Consider the following 21,531-nt stretch of genomic DNA (forward strand, 5'->3'; position numbering starts at 1 on the left):
ACCATGAGCGATAGCCTGATTCTCCCCACTCCTGCCAGCGACGACGGCGAGACCCTGTCGGAACACGTGTTCCGCAAGATCCAGTCGGCCATCGTCAAGGGCGAGATCGCCCCCGGCAGCAAGATTTCCGAGCCGGAGCTGGCGCGCACCTACGGCATCAGCCGCGGCCCGCTGCGCGAGGCGATCCACCGCCTGGAAGGCCAGAAGCTGCTGGTGCGCGTGCCGCACGTCGGCGCGCGGGTGGTTTCGCTCAGTCACGAGGAGCTGCTGGAGCTCTACGAGATCCGCGAATCCCTCGAAGGCATGGCCTGCCGTCTCGCCGCCGAGCGCATGAGCCAGGCCGAGATCGACGAGCTGCGCCGGGTGCTCGACACCCACGAGCGCGACGAGGCGTTCCAGGCCGGCCGTGGCTACTACCAGCAGGAAGGCGACTACGACTTCCACTACAGGATCATCCAGGGCAGCGGCAACCGCACCCTCACCCGCATGCTCTGCGGCGAGCTGTACCAGCTCGTGCGCATGTACCGCCTGCAGTTCTCGGCGACGCCCAACCGCCCGCGCCAGGCCTTCTCCGAGCACCACCGGATTCTCGATGCCATCGCCGATCGTGACGGCGAACTGGCCGAGTTGCTGATGCGCCGTCACATCGGCGCCTCGAAACGCAATATGGAGCGTCACTACCTGGACGCCCAAGCCAAGACAGCCAACGAACGAGGTGAACAATGAGCAACAAGACCGCCGGCCAACGTTTCCGTGAAGCCCTTGCCGAAGAAAAGCCGCTGCAGGTGATCGGCGCGATCAACGCCAACCACGCCCTGCTGGCCAAGCGCGCCGGCTTCAAGGCCATCTACCTCTCCGGTGGCGGCGTGGCGGCGGGCTCCCTCGGCCTGCCGGACCTGGGCATCAACACCCTGGACGACGTGCTCACCGACGTTCGCCGCATCACCGACGTCTGCGACCTGCCGCTGCTGGTGGACATCGACACCGGCTTCGGCCCCAGCGCCTTCAACATCGAGCGCACCGTCAAGAACCTGATCAAGGCCGGCGCCGCCGCTGCCCACATCGAAGACCAGGTTGGCGCCAAGCGCTGCGGTCACCGTCCGGGCAAGGAAATCGTCTCCGTCGAGGAAATGGCTGACCGCGTGAAAGCCGCCGCCGACGCCAAGACCGACCCGGACTTCTTCCTCATCGCCCGCACCGACGCCATCCAGGCCGAAGGCGTGGACGCCGCCATCGAGCGCTGCCTGCGCTACGTCGAGGCCGGCGCCGATGCGATCTTCGCCGAAGCCGCCTACGACCTGCCGACCTACAAGCGCTTCGTCGATGCGCTGAACGTGCCGATCCTGGCCAACATCACCGAGTTCGGCGCCACCCCGCTGTTCACCCGCGACGAGCTGGCCTCGGTCGGCGTGGCCATCCAGCTGTATCCGCTGTCGGCCTTCCGCGCCGCCAACAAGGCCGCCGAAGCCGTGTACACCGCGATCCGCCAGGAAGGTCACCAGCAGAACGTGATCGAACTGATGCAGACCCGTGCCGAGCTGTACGACCGCATCGGCTACCACGCCTTCGAGCAGAAGCTCGACGCGCTGTTCGCTGCTGGCAAGAAGTGAGCGCGCGAGCCTGAACCTTATGTAGGGTGCATAACGCCCCTGGCGTTATCCACCATGAGGCTGTGACGGCGGATAACGCTTCGCGTTATTCGCCCTACTCCAGACCTGATGCACCGTAGGGCGCATAACGCCGCAGGCGTTATCCGCCGACCAGATTCGAACCGAAACCTCGGCCCATGCCGGGGGACAAGAACAAGCAACCGGATTTGATGAGGAGACACGCGATGAGCGCTACCGCAGAAACCACCACCGGCTTCAAGCCGAAGAAGTCCGTGGCCCTGAGTGGCACCGCCGCTGGCAACACTGCCCTGTGCACCGTCGGCCGTACCGGCAACGACCTGCACTACCGCGGCTATGACGTGCTGGACTTCGCCAACCGTTGCGACTTCGAGGAAATCGCCCACCTGCTGGTCCACGGCAAGCTGCCCAACGCCGCCGAACTGGCCGGCTACAAGGCCAAGCTGAAAGCTCTGCGCGGCCTGCCGGCCGGCGTCAAGGCCGCCCTGGAAACCCTGCCGCCCTCGGCCCACCCGATGGACGTGATGCGCACCGCCGTATCCGTGCTCGGCTGCCTGTCGCCGGAGAAGGACGACCACAACCACCCGGGCGCCCGCGACATCGCCGACAAGCTGATGGCTTCCCTGGGCTCCGCGCTGCTCTACTGGTACCACTTCAGCCACAACGGCAAGCGCATCGACGTCGAGACCGACGACGACTCCATCGGCGGCCACTTCCTGCACCTGCTGCACGGTGAGAAGCCCCGCGAGTCGTGGGTGCGCGCCATGCACACCTCGCTCAACCTGTATGCCGAGCACGAGTTCAACGCCTCCACCTTCACCTCCCGCGTGATCGCCGGCACCGGCTCGGACATGTTCTCCTGCATCGCCGGCGCCATCGGCGCGCTGCGCGGCCCGAAACACGGCGGCGCCAACGAAGTGGCCTTCGAGATCCAGAAGCGCTACGACAACCCCGACGAAGCCGAGGCCGACATCCGCGCCCGCGTCGAGAAGAAGGAAGTCGTGATCGGCTTCGGCCACCCGGTCTACACCGTGTCCGACCCGCGCAACAAGGTGATCAAGGAAGTCGCTCACCAGCTGTCGAACGAGCAGTCCAACACCAAGATGTATGACATCGCCGAGCGCCTGGAAACCATCATGTGGGACATCAAGAAGATGTTCCCCAACCTCGACTGGTTCAGCGCCGTGAGCTACCACATGATGGGCGTGCCCACCGCGATGTTCACCCCGCTGTTCGTCATCGCCCGCACCGCCGGCTGGTCCGCCCACGTCATCGAGCAACGCATCGACGGCAAGATCATCCGCCCGAGCGCCAACTACACAGGCCCTGAAGACCTGAAGTTCGTGCCGCTCAAGGACCGTAAATAACTATGAACGCCACCGTGAACAGCCAATTCCGCAAGCGCCTGCCCGGCACCGCGCTGGATTACTTCGACGCCCGCGAGGCGGTCGAGGCGATCCAGGCCGGCGCCTGGGACAAGCTCCCCTACACCTCCCGCGTGCTGGCCGAACAGCTGGTGCGCCGCTGCGAGCCGGCGGACCTGACCGCCTCGCTGGAACAACTGGTCTACCGCAAGCGCGACCTCGACTTCCCCTGGTACCCGGCGCGCGTGGTCTGCCACGACATTCTCGGCCAGACCGCGCTGGTCGACCTCGCCGGCCTGCGTGACGCCATCGCCGAGAAAGGTGGCGATCCGTCCAAGGTCAACCCGGTGGTGCCGACCCAGCTGATCGTCGACCACTCGCTGGCCGTGGAAGCCGCAGGCTTCGACCCGGACGCGTTCGAGAAAAACCGCGCCATCGAGGATCGCCGCAACGAGGACCGCTTCCACTTCATCGACTGGACCAAGACCGCGTTCAAGAACGTCGATGTGATCCCGGCCGGCAACGGCATCATGCACCAGATCAACCTGGAGAAAATGAGCCCGGTGATCCAGGCGCGCGGCGGCATCGCGTTCCCCGACACCTGCGTCGGCACCGACTCGCACACCCCGCACGTGGATGCCCTGGGCGTGATCGCCATCGGCGTCGGCGGCCTCGAAGCCGAGACCGTGATGCTCGGCCACCCGTCGATGATGCGCCTGCCCGACATCGTCGGCGTCAAGCTCACCGGCAAGCGCAAGCCGGGCATCACCGCCACCGACATCGTCCTGGCGATCACCGAGTTCCTGCGCAAGGAGCGCGTGGTCGGCGCCTACGTCGAGTTCTTCGGCGAAGGGGCGGACAGCCTGACCATCGGCGACCGCGCGACCATCTCCAACATGTGCCCGGAATACGGCGCCACCGCCTCGATGTTCTACATCGACGGGCAGACCATCGACTACCTCAAGCTCACCGGCCGCGAGCCCGAGCAGGTGGAGCTGGTGGAGAACTACGCGAAGACCCTCGGCCTGTGGAGCAGCGCTCTGGAAACCGCCGAGTACGAACGCGTGCTGGAGTTCGACCTGGGCAGCGTCGTGCGCAACATGGCCGGCCCGTCCAACCCACACCGCCGCCTGCCGACTTCGGCACTGGCCGAGCGCGGCATCGCCGACGAAGCCAAGCTGCAGGAAGGCAAGGGTGAAGAAGCCCAGGGCCTGATGCCCGACGGCGCGGTGATCATCGCCGCCATCACCAGCTGCACCAACACCTCCAACCCGCGCAACGTCATCGCCGCCGGCCTGGTGGCGAAGAAGGCCAATGCGCTGGGCATACTGCGCAAGCCGTGGGTGAAGACGTCGTTCGCTCCTGGGTCGAAGGTCGCCAAGCTGTACCTGGAAGAAGCCGGCCTGCTGCCGGAACTGGAGAAGCTCGGCTTCGGCATCGTCGCCTATGCCTGCACCACCTGTAACGGCATGTCCGGCGCGCTGGACCCGGTGATCCAGAAAGAGATCATCGACCGCGATCTGTACGCCACTGCCGTGCTCTCGGGCAACCGCAACTTCGACGGCCGTATTCACCCCTACGCCAAGCAGGCCTTCCTCGCCTCGCCGCCGCTGGTGGTCGCCTACGCCATCGCCGGCACCGTGCGCTTCGACATCGAGCAGGACCCGCTGGGCACCGACAAGGACGGCAACCCCGTCACCCTGAAGGACCTCTGGCCGTCCGACGAAGAGATCGACGCCATCGTCGCCGCCAGCGTCAAGCCTGAGCAGTTCAAGCAGGTCTACATCCCGATGTTCGACCTGGGCAGCGTGCAGGAAGCCGAAAGCCCGCTGTACGACTGGCGTCCGATGTCCACCTACATCCGCCGCCCGCCGTACTGGGAAGGCGCACTCGCGGGTGAACGCACCCTCAAGGGCATGCTGCCGCTGGCGATCCTGCCGGACAACATCACCACCGACCACCTGTCGCCGTCCAACGCCATCCTGCTGGACAGCGCGGCCGGCGAATACCTGGCGAAAATGGGCCTGCCGGAGGAGGACTTCAACTCCTACGCCACCCACCGCGGCGACCACCTGACCGCCCAGCGCGCCACCTTCGCCAACCCGCAGCTGGTCAACGAAATGGCCGTGGTCAACGGGGAAGTGAAGAAGGGCTCGCTGGCCCGCGTGGAACCGGAAGGCAAGGTGATGCGCATGTGGGAAGCCATCGAAACCTACATGAACCGCAAGCAGAACCTGATCATCGTGGCCGGCGCCGACTACGGCCAGGGCTCGTCCCGCGACTGGGCGGCCAAGGGCGTTCGCCTGGCGGGCGTGGAAGTGATCGTGGCCGAAGGCTTCGAGCGCATCCACCGCACCAACCTGGTGGGCATGGGCGTGCTGCCGGTGGAGTTCAAGCCGGGCACCACCCGCCTGACCCTGGGCCTGGACGGCACCGAGACCTACGACATCAAGGGCGACGTCTCGCCGCGCTGCGACCTGACCCTGGTGGTCAATCGCCGCAATGGTGAAGTGGTCGAAGTCCCGGTCACCTGCCGCCTGGATACCGCCGCCGAAGTGAAGGTGTACAACGCCGGCGGCGTGCTGCAGCGCTTCGCCAAGGACTTCCTCGAGTCGTCCGTGGCGTGATGTGAAGGCTCCGGCACGCCTCGCGGCGTGCCGGATCGAACCCTGTAGGAGCGGGCCATGCCCGCGATCGGCCTCCGCGCGGGGATGTCGCGGACATGGCCCGCTCCTGCAACTGATCTGTCAGGACCGTACCCCATGCCCCACGTACCCCAAGTGAAGATCCCCGCCACCTACATCCGCGGCGGCACCAGCAAGGGCGTGTTCTTCCGCCTGCAGGACCTGCCCGAGCGCTGCCAGGTGCCCGGCGCGGCCCGCGACCAGCTGTTCATGCGCGTGATCGGCAGCCCCGATCCGTACAGCGCGCACATCGACGGCATGGGCGGCGCGACCTCCAGCACCAGCAAGTGCGTGATCCTGTCGAAAAGCACCCAGCCGGACCACGACGTCGACTACCTCTACGGGCAGATTTCCATCGACAAGGCCTTCGTCGACTGGAGCGGCAACTGCGGCAACCTCTCCACCGCCGCCGGCTCCTTCGCGATCCACGCCGGCCTGGTCGACCCGTCGCGCATCCCGGACAACGGCACCTGCGTAGTGCGCATCTGGCAAGCGAATATCCAGAAGACCATCATCGCCCACGTGCCCGTCACCAACGGCCAGGTGCAGGAGACCGGCGACTTCGAGCTGGACGGCGTGACCTTCCCCGCCGCCGAAATAGTGCTGGAGTTCCTCGACCCGTCCGACGATGGTGAAGACGGCGGTGCCATGTTCCCCACCGGCAATCTGGTGGACGACCTGGAAGTCCCCGGCATCGGTACCTTCAAGGCGACCATGATCACCGCCGGCATCCCGACCATCTTCGTCAACGCCCAGGACATCGGCTACACCGGCGCCGAACTGCGCGAAGCGATCAATGGCGACCCCGAGCAACTCGCGCGCTTCGAGAAATTCCGCATCGCCGGCGCCCTGCGCATGGGCCTGATCAAGACCCCGGAAGAAGCCGCGACCCGCCAGCACACGCCGAAGATCGCCTTCGTCGCCCCGGCGAAGAACTACGTCACCTCCAGCGGCAAGGAAGTCCAGGCCGGCGACGTCGACCTGCTGGTGCGCGCGCTGTCCATGGGCAAGCTGCACCACGCCATGATGGGCACCGCCGCCGTGGCCATCGGCACCGCCGCGGCCATCCCCGGCACCCTGGTGAACCTCGCCGCCGGCGGTGGCGAGCGCAGCGCGGTACGCTTCGGCCACCCCTCCGGCACCCTGCGCGTGGGCGCCGAGGCCAGGCAGGTAAACGGCGAATGGACCGTGACCAAGGCCATCATGAGCCGCAGCTCGCGCATCCTGATGGAAGGCTGGGTACGGGTGCCGGGCGATTCGTTCTGATCGCTGGCCCTATCCGTAAAAACACCAGGCCCGCATTCGCGGGCCTTGTGCTTCTGCGGACCAATCGGCGCGCCGATGTATCCCTGTAGGAGCGGAGTGCAGGGTGAGCCGACGTGTCAGGCAACGAAGTCGCCCTGCAACTGCTCCAGCAGTACCTGGATGCGCGCCAGGCGCACGGTGGGGTCGTCCATCTCCAGCAGCACCTGCTTCTGGTCGCGCTCGAAGGGCAGCAGGTAGGCGAGCTGGCAGGCCAGTGCCTGCTGGCCGTTGACCTCTCCGCCCATCTCCAGCGCAGAGACCATCGGGTGCATGGACAGCGCCTCGAGCAGCGCGGCGAGGTCGTCATGCTCCTTGGTCAGCGGCTGGTCGGGTTGCTCGTCCAGCCACTCCACTTCGGCCACCGTCAACTGGTCCGTCTGCACGTTGGCGGAGAGCACGCGGAAGCGCCGCCCACCTTCGACACGGATGCCCAGCAGGCCGTTGGGGCGTTGCTGCCAGTCACGGATATGCGCTTCGCAGCCGACCAGGCTGTAACGCTCCGGCGCATCGCCGACCTCCTCACCCTCGACGATGGCCACCACGCCGAATCCGCCGTTCTGCTTCATGCAGCGGCCGATCATGTCCAGGTAACGCGCCTCGAAGATCTGCAGGTCGAGGCGGCAGCCGGGAAACAGCACGGTGTTGAGGGGGAACAGCGGGAAACTCATGGACACTCCGTCGATTCGTCAGGCGATCAGCGCTACCGCCAACGGTAGCAGCACAGCGGTGGCCACGCCCATCAGGCTCATGGCCAGGGCGGCGAAGGCGCCGCATTCCTCGCCCTCCTGCAGGGCGCGGGAGGTGCCCACCGCGTGGGCAGTCATGCCCAGCGCCATACCCTGCGCAGCCGGGTGATGCACACCGCAGCGGCGCAGCAGCTCCGGGCCGAGGATGGCGCCGAGCACGCCGGTGATCAGCACGAACACCGCCGCCAGGGCCGCCACGCCGCCGATCTGGCTGGCCACCAGCATGGCGATCGGTGAGGTCACCGACTTGGGCGCCAGGCTCATCAGCAGCTCGTGGTCGACGCCGAACAGCCAGCCCAGGCCGATGCCCAGTGCGGTGGCGAACAGGCCGCCGACCAGCAGGGTGATCAGCGTCGGCCAGAACAGCTGGCGGATGCGCTTGAGGTTGAGGAACAGCGGCACCGCCAGCGCGACGGTAGCGGGACCGAGCAGGATGGTCAGCACCTTGGCGCTGTTGCTGTATTCCGCGTAGTCGATGCCGCAGGCCAGCAGCACCGCGATGACCATCAGCATCGACACCAGCACCGGCTGCAGGAACACCCAGCGCGTGCGCTCGTAGGCGGCCAGCGCCAGCTGGTAGGCACCCAGGGTGACGCCGACGCAGAACAGCGGATGGTGGATGACGGAGTTCAGCGCGCCTTGCCAGTCGAACATCACGCGCCCTCCTTCTGCTTGCGCTGGCGGTCGATGAGCTTCTGCATCAGCCAGCCGGCGAACACGAAGGACACCAGCAGCGACAGCGCCAGGGCGCCGGCGATGGCCCAGAAGTCCGCGGCGATCTGCTTCGCGTAGGCCATCACGCCCACCGCCGCCGGCACCAGCAGCAACGGCAGGTAGCGCAGCAGCGAGGCGGCCGCCTCGTTCACCGGCTTGCTCACCTCGCCGTTCCACACCAGGAAGGCGAACAGCAGCACCAGCCCAATGATGGGGCCGGGAATCATGTGCAGGATGAGAGCATTCAGGCCCGTGCCGAGCAGTTGGAACAGCACCAGCCAGGTCAGGCCGCGTAGCAACATCAGGGAACATCTCCAGCGCAAGGAGCCGCCATTATGCCCGCCCGGCGACCGCTATGGCTCGGCATTCGCCCAAAGCATGAATGCCGCTGCGGCTTGACCGGCCGCGGACCCCATGCTGATCTGTTGTCGGACTCTTACGCAGGCCGCATTAGAAGAACAACGATATCCCCGGAGGAAACATGGCATTCGTACCCGTAAGCGCACTGAAGGACTACATCGGCAAGGACCTGGGCCATTCGCAGTGGATCACCGTCGATCAACAGCGCATCAACCAGTTCGCCGAGTGCACCGAGGACCACCAGTTCATCCACGTCGACCCGGAAAAGGCGAAGAAGACGCCCTTCGGCGGCACCATCGCCCACGGCTTCCTGTCGCTGTCGCTGATCCCCAAGCTCTGCGAGGGCCTGCTGGTCCTGCCGGAGAACCCCAAGATGGTGGTCAACTACGGTCTCGACAGCGTGCGCTTCATCCAGCCGGTACCGGTGGATTCGCGCGTGCGCCTGCAGGTGACCATCACCGACATCACCGAGAAGAACCCCGGCCAGTGGCTGATCAAGGCCCGCTGCACCCTGGAGATCGAAGGCCTGCCCAAGCCGGCCTACATCGCCGAATCGCTGAGCCTGTGCTTCGTCTGACGGCTCTGGCACAGCGCTGAGAAAAAAGCCCGCGTCCGCGGGCTTTTTTACGTCACACTCACTCTGCGCCCCACCGTCGATTCGAGAGTCCCGATGCCACGCCAACTCCTGCCCTTGAGCCTTGCCCTGCTCCTGACTGCCTGCGGCGAAGGCGAACCGCTGACGCCCCCGGACGCCCGCCTGCCCGACGGCGCGCGCTACCGTGGCGAGCTGGTGAACGGCCAGTTGCAAGGGCCCGGGCGGCTGGATTACAGCAACGGCGCCTGGTACGAGGGCGGCTTCGACAAGGGCCTGCAGAGCGGCCAGGGCAAGTGGAACGACGGCAACGGCACGAGCTATGAAGGCGAGTTCCGCGACGGCCTGTTCGAAGGGCGTGGCCGCCTGCAGTACGCCGACGGCAGCTTCTACGAGGGCCAGTTCAAGCGCGGCGAGTTCGACGGCGAAGGGCGGATTTCCCAGGGCGGCACCACCTACAGCGGCGGCTTCCGCAAGGGTCGCTACGAGGGCCTGGGCAGCCTCGAACAAGCCGATGGCACCCACCACCAGGGCGCCTTCTCCCGTGGCGAAGCCAACGGTGAAGGGGCCCGCCGCGACAGCCTCGGCAACCAGTACAGCGGCCCGTTCAAGAACGGCGTGCTCGAAGGCAAGGGCGTCTTCCGCGACGATGCGGGCGACCAGTACGCCGGCGAGTTCCGCAACGACCAGTTCGACGGCACCGGACGCTTCCAGAACGCTGACGGCGATGTCTGGTTCGGTCGCTTCAAGGCCGGCGCGCTGAGCGGGCCGGGCGAGTTCATCGGCGCCGATGGCAGCCGCTACAAGGGCGACTTCCGTTTCTGGCGCTTCGACGGCCAGGGCACCCTGACCAGGGCCGACGGCCAGACCTACAGCGGCGGCTTCGCCCGTGGCGAGTACTCCGGCGCCGGCACCCTCACCCGCCATGACGGCAGCGTGCAGAAAGGCACCTGGAGCGCCGGCCAGTTGCGCCAGGACGCCGCCGGCAAAACACTGCCCAATCCGCTGGAAGTCGGCTTGCTGGAACAGGGCGCCATGCTGGAGAAAGCCCTGGCCGCCGTCCCGCAGTCCACCCCGGCAATCGAGCTCTACGGCGTCAGCCTGGGCGGCGACGGCAAGCAGAGCGTGTTCCTGCGCGAGGCCGACTACGTCGCCAACCTGCTCGGTGACCGCTTTGGTGCGCGCGGCGTGGTACGCCTGGTGAACCACCGCGATCACCTCGCCGACCGTCCCATGGCCACCCGCGAAACCCTCGCCCGCACCCTGCGCACCATCGCGCAGCGCAGCGGCCCGGAAGACCTGGTGTTCATCTACCTGACCAGCCACGGCTCCCATGACCACCAGCTGGTGCTGGACATGCCCGGCCTGAAACTCGACGACCTGCCAGCCAGCGAACTGGTCACGCTGCTCGCTCCGCTCAAGGACCGCACCAAGGTGCTGGTGATCTCCGCCTGCTACAGCGGCGGCTTCATCCCCGCGCTCAAGGACGACAAGACCCTGATCATGACCGCCGCGCGCAGCGACCGGGTGTCCTTCGGTTGCTCCGAGGAGGCCGACTTCACCTACTTCGGCGATGCGCTCTTTGCCAAGGCCTTCCAGCAGACCGACGACCTCAGGCAGGCGTTCAAGCTGGCCAGCGCCACCGTCGCCAAGCGCGAGAAGGAGGAAGAGTTCGAGCCATCGGAACCGCAACTCTGGGCGCCGGATGCGGTCATTACTCGCTGGCAGGCCCTGCGTGCGCAACAGACGCACGGAGCCCTGGCGCTCGGCAGCAACGATGCGCAGGCAAAAGGACAGGGCGAGAACTAAGCTGGAAGGTGTGTCAGAGGGGAAACACAGATGTACTCGAAACCGACGAATATCCTGCTAGCTGGCGCCACCGGCCTGACCGGTGAGCATCTGCTCGACCGCATGCTCAACGAGCCCACGGTCAAGCGCGTCATCGCCCCGGCCCGAAGGAAGCTGGCGGAGCACCCACGCCTGGACAATCCCATCGGCCCGCTGGCCGAGCTCATCCCGCACCTGACCACGCCGGTGGACACCCTATTCTGCTGCCTGGGCACCACACTCAAGGAAGCGGGCTCCGAGGAGGCCTTCCGCAGCGTCGATTTCGACCTGCCGCTGGCCCTGGGCGAGCGCGGCCTGGCCCTGGGCGCCCGGCACTACATCGTGGTCAGCGCGCTGGGTGCGGACAGCAAGTCATCGATCTTCTACAGCCGGACCAAGGGCGAACTGGAAGATGCGCTGCGCCAGCAAGGCTGGCAGCAATTGACCATCGCGCGGCCGTCTCTGCTGCTGGGGCAACGCGAGGAAGTCCGCTTGGCCGAACTGCTCGCCGCGCCGTTCTCGCGCATCCTGCCGGGCAAGCTCCACGGCATCGAAGCCATCGCCCTGGCCCGCGCGCTCTGGCGCCTGGCCCTGGAACCGGGCAAGGGCGTGCGTATCGTCGAGTCGGACGAACTGCGCAAGCTTGGCAAGTAACCCGCCGTCCACTGGAACACCCTGTAGGAGCGGGCCATGCCCGCGAAGGCGCCGACAGGCGCCCTTGCGGGGGAGTGCCCACCCACCCGTTCAGCAATATGCGCTCAAGTGAACGCGGACTTTGTCCGCGGTCGCGGGCGCGGCCCGTTCCTGCAGGCAAGCCCACCGTTCTGCGCGGGACAGCCCTGGATACGCATGCTCTCGTAGGATGGGTGGAGCGGAGCGATACCTATGCGGGCATTGCCACTATTGATGGGTATCGCTTCGCTCCACGCCATCCTACGTAGGGGTATCCCTTGACGTTCAGCAGTAGCGGATCAGTTCCCGCCCCACACCTGCAGGCCGACGCCCAGCTCTGCGGCAATCGACAGCGGCAGCAGCAAGGTATCCAGCAGCGCGCTGCCGGGCAGGTCGAGACCGGGGTAGGCCGGCGCGTCGGTGCCGAAGTGGTCCTTAGGGCAGCAGCCGCCATTGAGCGAATACCAGTCCAGCCGGCTGCCTGCATAGATCAGCGGATCGCCGGGGCGGCTGTCGTTGAGGGTCTTCACGGTGGCGCAACCGCCCAGTTGCAACAGCAACAGGGCGGCGAGGAGCTTATTCGTCGCTGACAAGATGGTGTTCGCCCCAGCGCGGCAGCATGTCCTGGGGAATACCCAGTTGGTTGAGGATGCGCGCGACGACGAAGTCGATCAGGTCGTCGACCGTCTGCGGCTGGTGATAGAAGCCCGGAGCGGCCGGCAGGATCACCGCGCCCAGGTTGGACAGCTTGAGCATGTTCTCCAGGTGGATGCTGGAGAACGGCGCCTCGCGCGGCACCAGGATCAGCTGGCGGCGCTCCTTCAGCGCCACGTCGGCGGCGCGTTCGATGAGGTTGTTGCAGGCGCCCGTGGCAATCGCCGAGAGCGTCCCCGTCGAGCAGGGCACCACCACCATCGCACTCGGCGCGCCGGAACCGGAGGCCACCGGGGCCATCCAGTCTTCCTTGCCGTAGACGCGAATCTGCCCCGGCGCGGCGCCGGTGTATTCACTCAGGAAAGCCTGCATCGCCTGCGGCTTGCTCGGCAGGGTCACGTCGGTCTCGGTGGCCACCACCAGTTGCGCGGCCTTGGAGATCAGGAAGTGCACCTCGCGGTCTTCCTGCACCAGGCAGTCGAGCAGACGCAGGCCGTACTGGGCGCCCGAGGCGCCGGTCATGGCGAGGGTGACGCGTTCGGCTCCGGCCATGTTCAGCCCTCCAGCGCCTTGGCCAGCTTGCCGTGCAGGCCGCCGAATCCGCCGTTGCTCATGACCACTACCTGGGTGCCCGGCGTGGCGATGGCCTTCACGCCCTCGATGATGGCTTCCAGCGAATCGCACACTTGCGTGGGCACCGTGGAACTGGCGACGGTGGCCGCCAGGTCCCAGCCGAGGTTCGGCGGCGCGTACCAGAACACGTTGTCGGCCTGCACCACGGACTCCGGCAGGCCGTCGCGGTGGGCACCGAGCTTCATGGAGTTGGAGCGCGGTTCGACCACGGCGATCACCTTGGCATCGCCGACGCGCTTGCGCAGGCCGTCGAGGGTGGTGGCAATGGCAGTCGGGTGGTGGGCGAAGTCGTCATAGATGGTCACGCCCTGCACTTCCGCGACCTTCTCCATGCGCCGCTTGACGCTCTTGAAGGCCGACAGCGCGGCGCAACCCAGCTCCGGCACCACGCCGACATGGCGGGCCGCCGCGAGGCAAGCCAGGGCGTTGGCAACGTTGTGCTGGCCGGTCAGTTCCCAGTCCACGGTGCCCTGGGCCTTGCCGTCGAACAGCACCTCGAAGTGCGAGCCGTCGTCGCTGAGCAGGCGCGCCTGCCACTGGCCGCCTTCGCCGGTGGTCTGCACAGGCGTCCAGCAGCCCATGTCGATCACGCGCTTGAGTGCGGTCTCGGACGTCGGGTGGATGACCAGGCCTTCGCCGGGGATGGTCCGCACCAGGTGGTGGAACTGTCGCTCGATGGCCGCGAGGTCGGGGAAGATGTCCGCGTGGTCGAACTCCAGGTTGTTCAGGATCGCCGTGCGCGGGTGGTAGTGGACGAACTTGGAGCGCTTGTCGAAGAAGGCGCTGTCGTACTCGTCGGCCTCGACCACGAAGAACGGGGTGCCGCCCAGGCGCGCGGAGACCCCGAAGTTCTGCGGCACGCCGCCGATCAGGAAGCCCGGGCTCATGCCGGCGTGCTCCAGGACCCAGGCCAGCATGCTGCTGGTGGTGGTCTTGCCGTGGGTGCCGGCGGCCGCCAGGACCCAGCGGCCCTGCAGCACGTGGTCGGCCAGCCACTGCGGGCCGGAGACATAGGGCAGGCCCTTGTTCAGCACGTACTCCACTGCCGGGTTGCCGCGCGACAGCGCGTTGCCGACCACTACCAGGTCCGGTGCCGGCTCCAGGTGCGCGGGGTCGTAGCCCTGCATCAGCTCGATGCCCTGGGCTTGCAGCTGGGTGCTCATGGGCGGGTAGACGTTGGCGTCGGAGCCGGTCACGCGGTGGCCCAGTTCCTTGGCCAGGACGGCCAGCGACCCCATGAAGGTGCCGCAGATGCCGAGGATGTGGATATGCATGCAGACTCCTGCAATCAAGCCTTTGAAGGCACTTCGAATGGGCGGCAGAGTAGCACAGCGCACCCCCGCGCGGCCCGCCGCCGGGGCATCAGACGACGAGGTGGGGAGGCGGTTCCCGCAGGCCGGGGAAAGTCGTCACGGGAACGATACGTAGGATGGCGTGGAGCGAAGCGATACCCATCGATTCCGGGAACCGGGTCAGCATGGGTATCGCTGCGCTCCACCCATCCTACGAGAGGCTTTTCCGGCTCAGGCCGTGGCGGTTGAGCTTGCGGTACAGGGTATTGCGGCTGATGCCCAGCTGCTGCGCGGCACGGCTGATGTGCCAGCGCTGCGCTTCGAGCACCTCCAGCAGCGCGTTGCGTTCGGCAGCGCCAAGGGTGTCACCGCCCTCCCCGGCCAAGGCGACCGGAGCCGCGGCGGCAGCCGGCGCGCGGCGCAGGTCCGGCGGCAGGTCGGCCATCTGGATGCGGCCGCCGTCGCACAGTGCACAGAGCGTGCGCAGCACGTTACGCAACTGGCGCACGTTGCCCGGCCAGGGGAAGTCCAGCAGGTGCCGACGCACGTCGTCGTCCAGGCGCACGCTGCGGCCCTTGCTCTCCTCGGCCAGCAGATGGTCGAGCAGTGCGCAGCGGTCTTCGCGCTCGCGTAGCGGCGGCAGCGCAACCACCAGGCCGTTGAGGCGGTAGTAGAGGTCTTCGCGGAACTGCCCGGCGGCTACCAGTGCTTCCAGGTCACGGTGGCTGGCGCTGATCAGGCGGATATCCACATCCTGCGGTTCGCCGCCGATGGGCACCACCTGGCGCTCTTCCAGCACGCGCAGCAGGCGGGTCTGCAGCGCCAGCGGCATGTCGCCGATCTCGTCGAGGAACAGCGTGCCGCCATCGGCCTGCTGCAGCTTGCCGCGCATGCCTTCCTTGCGCGCACCGGTGAAGCTGCCGCCGCGGTAGCCGAACAGTTCGCTCTCGATCAGGGTTTCGGGAATCGCCGCGCAGTTCAGCGCGACGAAGCTCTTGCCGGCGCGCTCGCCGCCCAGATGCACGGCGCGGGCGAAAGCCTCCTTGCCGGTGCCGGTCTCGCCCTGCAGCAGCAGCGGCACGTCGTGGGCGTAGACCTTCAGCGCACGGCGGAAATCGTGGGCCAGTTGCGGGTCGTCGATACACAAGCCTTTCGCCAGAGGCGCGCGTGGCAGGACCGGCGCGGCGGCGATGGGCCGCTTGCCGCGCAGCAGCGCATACAGGGTGCGCCCGGCGTGGGTGCGCAGCGGCCAGCTGGCGTTGGGATGCGGGTCGGCGCGGCTGAACAGGTCGTCCAGCCGGCAATCGAAGCACTGCTCCAGCGAGCGGCCGATCAGGCTTTCCCGGCGGCTGCCGAGCAGGTTGATGGCGCTCTGGTTCGCCGCGCGGATGCGCCCGTCGCCGCCGAAGGCCAGCATGCCTTCGCTGAACAGCCCCAGGCCGTCGGGTTGCAGGTGGAAGCGCAGCAGCCACTGGTCTTCGAAATGACGCAGGAAGTAGCAGCTCTCGATGGCCTTGGCCGAGAGGTTGACCAGCGCCATGGTGTGGAACTGGCTCTGCCGCGACACGTCGCGGCGCGCGGAGGAAACGTCGAGCACCGCCAGCAGTTCGCCCTGCGGGTCGAATACCGGGCTGGCCGAGCAGGTCAGCCCGGTGTGGCGGCTGCGGAAGTGTTCGTCCTGGTGAATGGTCAGCGCCTGGCGCTCCACCAGGCAGGTGCCGATGCCGTTGGTACCTTCGCGGGCTTCGCTCCAGTCGGCGCCGAGCCACAGCCCGGCCTGCTCGAAGGTGCGCCGCTCGGCGGCTTCGCTGACACAGTTGAGGATCACCCCGCGGGAATCGGTGAGCAGCACCGCATGGCCGGCGCCGGACAGCTGCTGGTGCAGGCTGTTCATCTCGTCGCTGGCGATCTCCAGCACCTGCCGGTGGCGCTCGCGGACCTCGAGCATGCGCGCGTGTTCCAGCACGGCGGGCGCCATGGGTTGCGCCGGGTCGAGGTGGTATTGCTCCAGGCAGCGCATCCAGGAGCGGGCGATCGATGGGTCCGCGCCGGGGGCACCGGCGGGGGCCTTGCCCTCGGCCACGGTCATGACCTGGCGGGCGTGGCGGCTCAAATCGTTGGCGCGCATTCTTGTTGTTCTCCGCTTGGGGACGGGGAGGCAGCCCCGAATTCCAACGAAGTCTTGCAGGACCTTTCTCTTCCTACAGAAAGCGATGGAACGCAGGACAGCATCCCCCACGCGCCAGCCCAATGCAACGCCTGGCCGACCGTCAGGTCACGACTGTCACGAAAACGGGACAAAGTGTCACCCGGCACTGTGCCAGCGGCGCAACAGCGCGCTTTCCGGAGCATCGCCCGTTGCCCGTCCAGCCCATGCGCGGCGTGCCTTTCACTGGCATGGCCCGGCCCTTGCTCTACGCTTGTTCAACGTCCTCCCCAACAAGCACAAGACCCAGGAGATCCGACCATGCGTTATGCCCATCCCGGTAGCGAAGGCGCCATCGTTTCGTTCAAGGCGCGCTACGGCAACTACATCGGCGGCGAATTCGTCCCGCCGGTGAAGGGTCAGTACTTCACCAACACCTCGCCGGTGAATGGCCAGCCCATCGCCGAGTTCCCCCGCTCCACCGCCGAGGACATCGACAAGGCGCTGGACGCCGCCCACGCCGCCGCCGATGCCTGGGGCCGCACCTCGGTGCAGGACCGCTCGCTGGTGCTGCTGAAGATCGCCGACCGCATCGAACAGAACCTGGAACTGCTGGCCGTCACGGAGACCTGGGACAACGGCAAGCCGATCCGCGAAACCCTGAATGCCGACATCCCGCTGGCCGCCGACCACTTCCGCTACTTCGCGGGTTGCATCCGCGCGCAGGAAGGCAGCGCCGCCGAGATCAACGACAGCACCGTCGCGTACCACATCCATGAGCCGCTGGGCGTGGTCGGGCAGATCATCCCGTGGAACTTCCCGCTGCTGATGGCCGCGTGGAAACTCGCCCCGGCCCTGGCCGCCGGCAACTGCATCGTGCTCAAGCCGGCCGAGCAGACCCCGCTGGGCATCTGCGTGCTGATGGAAGTGATCGGCGACCTGCTGCCCAAGGGCGTGCTCAACGTCGTCCAGGGCTTTGGTAAAGAAGCGGGAGAGGCGCTGGCCACCAGCAAGCGCATCGCCAAGATCGCCTTCACCGGCTCGACCCCGGTGGGCTCGCACATCCTCAAGTGCGCCGCCGAGAACATCATTCCGTCCACCGTGGAGCTGGGCGGCAAGAGCCCGAACATCTACTTCGAAGACATCATGCAGGCCGAGCCGACCTTCATCGAGAAGGCCGCCGAAGGCCTGGTGCTGGCCTTCTTCAACCAGGGCGAGGTGTGCACCTGCCCGTCCCGCGCGCTGGTGCAGGAGTCCATCTACCCGCAGTTCATGGACGTGGTGATGAAGAAGGTGAAGGCCATCAAGCGTGGCGACCCGCTGGACACCGACACCATGGTCGGCGCCCAGGCCTCGCAGCAGCAGTACGAGAAGATCCTCTCCTACCTCGACATCGCCCAGCAGGAAGGCGCACAGATCCTGGTCGGCGGCTCGGTCGAGAAGCTCGACGGCAATCTTTCCACCGGCTACTACATCCAGCCGACCCTGCTCAAGGGCAGCAACAAGATGCGCGTGTTCCAGGAGGAAATCTTCGGGCCGGTGGTGGGCGTCACCACCTTCAAGGACGAGGCTGAAGCACTGGCCATCGCCAACGACACCGAGTACGGCCTGGGCGCGGGCGTCTGGACCCGCGACATCAACCGTGCATACCGCATGGGCCGCGGCATCAAGGCTGGCCGCGTGTGGACCAACTGCTACCACCTGTACCCGGCGCATGCCGCCTTCGGTGGCTACAAGAAATCCGGCGTGGGCCGCGAGACCCACAAGATGATGCTCGACCACTACCAGCAGACCAAGAACCTGCTGGTCAGCTACGACATCAACCCGCTGGGCTTCTTCTGAGTTTGTTCTGAGCCACCCGCCCGGCGCGAGCCGGGCGCCTCCTCACATCGATCCTTGCGCGGCCCTCGGGCCGCGCTTTTTTATGTCCGCAAAAGGCTCGGATGGATGCCATTCGCAGGAGCAGATTGGGCATCGTGCATAGCCCCCGCGCGGCACAGGTTATCCACTCTACAAGGGATAACAGGCCACCAAGCTGTTGTAGGAGCGGGCCATGCCCGCGATCCGTATGCAGGCCGCCGGCAAAGCCGGCGATAGCGGGCATAGCCCGCTCCTGCAATGAAAAACCTCAGCTGGCGTCGCTACGCCACTGCCGCGGGCTCACGCCGAACCATCGGCGGAAGGCGCGGGAGAAGGCGCTGGTCTCGGAGTAGCCCAGCAGCGGCGCCAACTCGGAGATCGGCCTCTGCGGCTGCCGCAGATAGTGCAGCGCCAGCTCGCGACGGGTGTTTTCCACCAGCTGGCTGAAGCTCAGCCCGGCCTCGCGCAAGCGTCGCTGCAGGCCGGCGGTGGTGAGCTCCAGTTGTTCGGCAATGATCTCCAGCGACGGCTCGCCATCCGCCAGCGCCAGGCGAATCTGGGTGCCGGCGTCCTCCACCAGATTCGGCGCACCGCCCTGCTCGCCCAGGCGACGGATCACGTCCTGCACCAGGAACAAGAGGTTGGCGTCGCGTTCGGGCATCTGCCGGCCGTAGAGGTCACGCTTGGGAATCAGCATCGAATTGCAGCCGCGCTGGAACAGCACCGGCGCATCGAACACCCGCCCATGTTCCTGCCAGCCTTCCGGCCGCGCGTGCTCGAAGCTCACCGCACGCGGCGCCCACTCGGGGCCGAGCGCGTGGCGCATCAGGTTCAGTGCCATGCCCAAGGTCAGCTCGGCGTCCTGGCGGCGGTCGAGGATCGCGCCGTGGCGAACCTGGTAGTCGAAGCGATAGCACTCGCCGCAATCCACCAGACGGATCAGGGTGTCGTGCTGGTGGTAGGGGAAGGCGGCAGCGAAGTTCTTCAGCGCCTCTTCCAGCGTTTCCGAACACAGCCCGACGTAGCCCAGCAGGCCTAGCTCGCGAGGGCGGAACTGCTCGCCGTAGCGCAGCCCGAAGTTGTCGCAGCCCGACTGTCGCGCGGCCTCTTCCAGCACCTGGCAGTAGTTGGTCAGCGCCAGGCTCAGGGTCGGATGCAGCAGGCGCTCCGGGTCGATGCCGGCGCGACCGAAGACGCGGTCGATGTCGCCGCCCTGGTCGCCGATGAAGCGTCCCAGGCCGCTGGCGGCAGCGGACAGCACGCCGATGTTGCTGGCCAGGGGCAGGCTCAGGCCGGACGGGGAAAACAGAGGCTGGCTCATGTCGGTTACCGATCTTGTTATGAGGTGCTCGGGGCACGTCGCACGCGGGAACAGGGAACGGGAAAACAAAGCAAATCCCGTGCCTCGCCGATCGCTACCAACAACCCCGACACGGCGCCGCGCCTGGCCTGCAGCTGCCACAGCACGGGGCAGGCGGGCGATTTCCGGCACCAGAAGCGAGCACCGTGCGCACGGTGGGGCAATGGGTAACAACCAGTTGACCCTGCACGGCGAAAGCCGGTTCCAGCGGTCAAGTCTTGCGCGGCAGTGCGCCACTACCATCGAGTCTCAGGTATCCGTCCACGCCCCTGCGGCCCGCCCCACTTGCGGCCTATCCCTTGCGGAGAGAGGAATAACAACAATGAGCGCATCACAACTCAAACCAACGCTTGGCACCCTTCACCTCTGGGGGCTCGCCGTGGGCCTGGTGATCTCCGGCGAGTACTTCGGCTGGAGCTACGGCTGGGCCGCCGCCGGTACCCTGGGCTTCCTCGTCACCACGCTGATCGTCGCGGTGATGTACACCTGCTTCATCTTCAGCTACACCGAGCTGACCACCGCCATCCCCCACGCTGGCGGGCCCTTCGCCTACAGCCTGCGGGCGTTCGGCAAGACCGGCGGGATGATCGCCGGCATCGCCACCCTGATCGAGTTCGTCTTCGCCCCGCCGGCCATCGCCATGGCCATCGGTGCCTACCTCAACGTGCAGTTCCCCGGCCTCGATCCGAAGTGGGCGGCCACCGGCGCCTATGTGATCTTCATGACCCTGAATATCCTCGGCGTAAGCATCGCCGCCACCTTCGAACTGGTGGTGACCGTGCTGGCAGTGGCCGAGTTGCTGGTGTTCATGGGCGTGGTCGCACCGGGCTTCAGCTTCAGCAACTTCGTGCTCAACGGCTGGGCCGGCTCGGATGTATTCGGCTCCACCGCCATGGCCGGCATCTTTGCCGCGATCCCCTTCGCCATCTGGTTCTTCCTCGCCATCGAGGGCGCGGCCATGGCCGCCGAGGAGGCGAAAGACCCGAAACGCACCATCCCGCGCGCCTACATCGCCGGCATCCTGACCCTGGTGACCCTGGCCATCGGCGTGATGATCTTCGCCGGCGGCGTGGGCGACTGGCGCGCCCTGTCGAACATCAACGACCCGCTGCCGCAGGCGATGAAAGCCGTGGTCGGCAACAACTCGACCTGGATGCACATGCTGGTGTGGATCGGCCTGTTCGGCCTGGTGGCGAGTTTCCACGGCATCATCCTGGGTTACTCGCGGCAGTTCTTCGCCCTGGCCCGCGCCGGCTTCCTGCCGCGTAGCCTGGCCAAGCTGTCGCGCTTCCAGACCCCGCACCGCGCCATCCTCGCCGGCGGCGCCGTGGGCATCGCGGCGATCTTCAGCGACGGCCTGATCAGCCTGCAGGGCATGACCCTGACCGCGGCGATGATCACCATGAGCGTGTTCGGCGCCATCGTCATGTACATCATGAGCATGTTCAGCCTGTTCAAGCTGCGCCGCAGTGAGCCGGACCTGGAGCGCAGCTTCCGCGCGCCGGGCTACCCGGTGGTGCCGGCCATCGCGCTGGTCCTGGCGCTGGTCTGCCTGGCCGCCATGCTCTGGTTCAACAGTGTCATCGCCTCGGTGTTCCTGGTGCTGATGATCGGCGGCTGCTCCATCTGCAGCATCGTCATCAGCCTCAATCGCGGCACCGACGCATCGTTCGCCAGCCAGGGCTGAGGAGTAG

The 21,531-nt window shown here is 66.8% G+C and carries 18 protein-coding genes; 10 read left to right on the forward strand and 8 right to left on the reverse strand.

Annotated features, from left to right (window positions below):
* The first annotated feature begins 3 nt into the window (after window positions 1-3).
* The 5 genes from IB255_RS27960 (at window position 4) to prpF (ending at window position 6,942) form a co-directional block, all read left to right on the forward strand.
* On the forward strand, window positions 4-726 hold the full coding sequence (locus IB255_RS27960) for a GntR family transcriptional regulator (protein WP_081517269.1): 723 nt from the start codon (window positions 4-6) through the stop codon (window positions 724-726).
* Window positions 723-1,610: a methylisocitrate lyase gene (gene prpB / locus IB255_RS27965; protein WP_081517268.1), complete on the forward strand. Its 888-nt coding sequence runs from the start codon at window positions 723-725 to the stop codon at window positions 1,608-1,610. Before IB255_RS27960 ends, prpB begins: the two co-directional genes overlap by 4 nt.
* A gap of 224 nt (window positions 1,611-1,834) precedes the next feature.
* Complete coding sequence (gene prpC, locus IB255_RS27970; RefSeq protein ID WP_081517267.1) at window positions 1,835-2,995, forward strand: 2-methylcitrate synthase; 1,161 nt, start codon at window positions 1,835-1,837, stop codon at window positions 2,993-2,995.
* A gap of 14 nt (window positions 2,996-3,009) precedes the next feature.
* The gene (gene acnD, locus IB255_RS27975) at window positions 3,010-5,619 is read left to right on the forward strand and encodes a Fe/S-dependent 2-methylisocitrate dehydratase AcnD (RefSeq protein ID WP_168190487.1); all 2,610 of its coding nucleotides are present in this window, start codon (window positions 3,010-3,012) and stop codon (window positions 5,617-5,619) included.
* Between the two features lie 135 nt (window positions 5,620-5,754).
* Complete coding sequence (gene prpF, locus IB255_RS27980) at window positions 5,755-6,942, forward strand: 2-methylaconitate cis-trans isomerase PrpF (protein WP_081517265.1); 1,188 nt, start codon at window positions 5,755-5,757, stop codon at window positions 6,940-6,942.
* A gap of 116 nt (window positions 6,943-7,058) precedes the next feature.
* Here the strand turns inward: prpF and IB255_RS27985 are convergent, their stop codons facing one another.
* From IB255_RS27985 to IB255_RS27995, 3 genes are read right to left on the reverse strand one after another with little or no spacing between them, the layout of a single operon-like run.
* A complete protein-coding gene (locus IB255_RS27985) occupies window positions 7,059-7,649 on the reverse strand; it encodes an LON peptidase substrate-binding domain-containing protein (RefSeq protein WP_081517264.1) in 591 nt (196 codons plus the stop codon).
* Between the two features lie 18 nt (window positions 7,650-7,667).
* Window positions 7,668-8,381: an LrgB family protein gene (locus IB255_RS27990; RefSeq protein WP_081517263.1), complete on the reverse strand. Its 714-nt coding sequence runs from the start codon at window positions 8,379-8,381 to the stop codon at window positions 7,668-7,670.
* Window positions 8,381-8,743: a CidA/LrgA family protein gene (locus tag IB255_RS27995; protein WP_045217069.1), complete on the reverse strand. Its 363-nt coding sequence runs from the start codon at window positions 8,741-8,743 to the stop codon at window positions 8,381-8,383. The genes IB255_RS27990 and IB255_RS27995 overlap by 1 nt, the downstream gene beginning before the upstream one ends.
* A 179-nt stretch (window positions 8,744-8,922) precedes the next feature.
* Here IB255_RS27995 and IB255_RS28000 point away from each other — a divergent pair, with 179 nt between their 5' ends.
* From IB255_RS28000 to IB255_RS28010, 3 genes are all read left to right on the forward strand, one after another.
* Window positions 8,923-9,378 carry a MaoC family dehydratase gene (locus tag IB255_RS28000; protein ID WP_045217066.1) on the forward strand — a complete coding sequence of 152 codons (456 nt, stop codon included), beginning with the start codon at window positions 8,923-8,925 and terminating at the stop codon, window positions 9,376-9,378.
* A 93-nt stretch (window positions 9,379-9,471) separates the two neighbouring features.
* Complete coding sequence (locus IB255_RS28005; RefSeq protein WP_081517262.1) at window positions 9,472-11,202, forward strand: C13 family peptidase; 1,731 nt, start codon at window positions 9,472-9,474, stop codon at window positions 11,200-11,202.
* Window positions 11,203-11,232: 30 nt separating this feature from the next.
* Window positions 11,233-11,874 (forward strand): oxidoreductase, encoded by a 642-nt coding sequence (locus IB255_RS28010; RefSeq protein WP_192211148.1) that lies wholly within the window; start codon window positions 11,233-11,235, stop codon window positions 11,872-11,874.
* Window positions 11,875-12,191: 317 nt separating this feature from the next.
* Here the strand turns inward: IB255_RS28010 and IB255_RS28015 are convergent, their stop codons facing one another.
* From IB255_RS28015 to IB255_RS28030, 4 genes are all read right to left on the reverse strand, one after another.
* On the reverse strand, window positions 12,192-12,485 hold the full coding sequence (locus IB255_RS28015) for a YceK/YidQ family lipoprotein (RefSeq protein WP_192211149.1): 294 nt from the start codon (window positions 12,483-12,485) through the stop codon (window positions 12,192-12,194).
* On the reverse strand, window positions 12,469-13,098 hold the full coding sequence (ubiX, locus tag IB255_RS28020) for a flavin prenyltransferase UbiX (RefSeq protein ID WP_081517259.1): 630 nt from the start codon (window positions 13,096-13,098) through the stop codon (window positions 12,469-12,471). The genes IB255_RS28015 and ubiX overlap by 17 nt, the downstream gene beginning before the upstream one ends.
* Before the next feature lie 2 nt (window positions 13,099-13,100).
* Complete coding sequence (gene mpl, locus IB255_RS28025; RefSeq protein WP_081517258.1) at window positions 13,101-14,453, reverse strand: UDP-N-acetylmuramate:L-alanyl-gamma-D-glutamyl-meso-diaminopimelate ligase; 1,353 nt, start codon at window positions 14,451-14,453, stop codon at window positions 13,101-13,103.
* A 229-nt stretch (window positions 14,454-14,682) separates the two neighbouring features.
* Window positions 14,683-16,599 (reverse strand): sigma-54-dependent Fis family transcriptional regulator, encoded by a 1,917-nt coding sequence (locus tag IB255_RS28030; protein ID WP_192211150.1) that lies wholly within the window; start codon window positions 16,597-16,599, stop codon window positions 14,683-14,685.
* A 339-nt stretch (window positions 16,600-16,938) separates the two neighbouring features.
* Between IB255_RS28030 and IB255_RS28035 the strand changes: the two genes are divergently transcribed.
* Entirely contained in the window at window positions 16,939-18,459 is a 1,521-nt protein-coding gene (locus IB255_RS28035) for an aldehyde dehydrogenase family protein (RefSeq protein ID WP_081517256.1), read from the forward strand.
* A 286-nt stretch (window positions 18,460-18,745) separates the two neighbouring features.
* On the opposite strand, the gene IB255_RS28040 is transcribed toward IB255_RS28035, so the two are convergent.
* The gene (locus tag IB255_RS28040) at window positions 18,746-19,798 is read right to left on the reverse strand and encodes an AraC family transcriptional regulator (RefSeq protein WP_138520227.1); all 1,053 of its coding nucleotides are present in this window, start codon (window positions 19,796-19,798) and stop codon (window positions 18,746-18,748) included.
* A 361-nt stretch (window positions 19,799-20,159) separates the two neighbouring features.
* On the opposite strand from IB255_RS28040, the gene eat reads away from it, so the two are divergent.
* Complete coding sequence (eat, locus tag IB255_RS28045; RefSeq protein ID WP_081517254.1) at window positions 20,160-21,524, forward strand: ethanolamine permease; 1,365 nt, start codon at window positions 20,160-20,162, stop codon at window positions 21,522-21,524.
* Window positions 21,525-21,531 lie beyond the last annotated feature (7 nt).

Origin of the sequence: Pseudomonas sp. PDM22 (assembly GCF_014851965.1) — a bacterium.
GTDB lineage: Bacteria > Pseudomonadota > Gammaproteobacteria > Pseudomonadales > Pseudomonadaceae > Pseudomonas.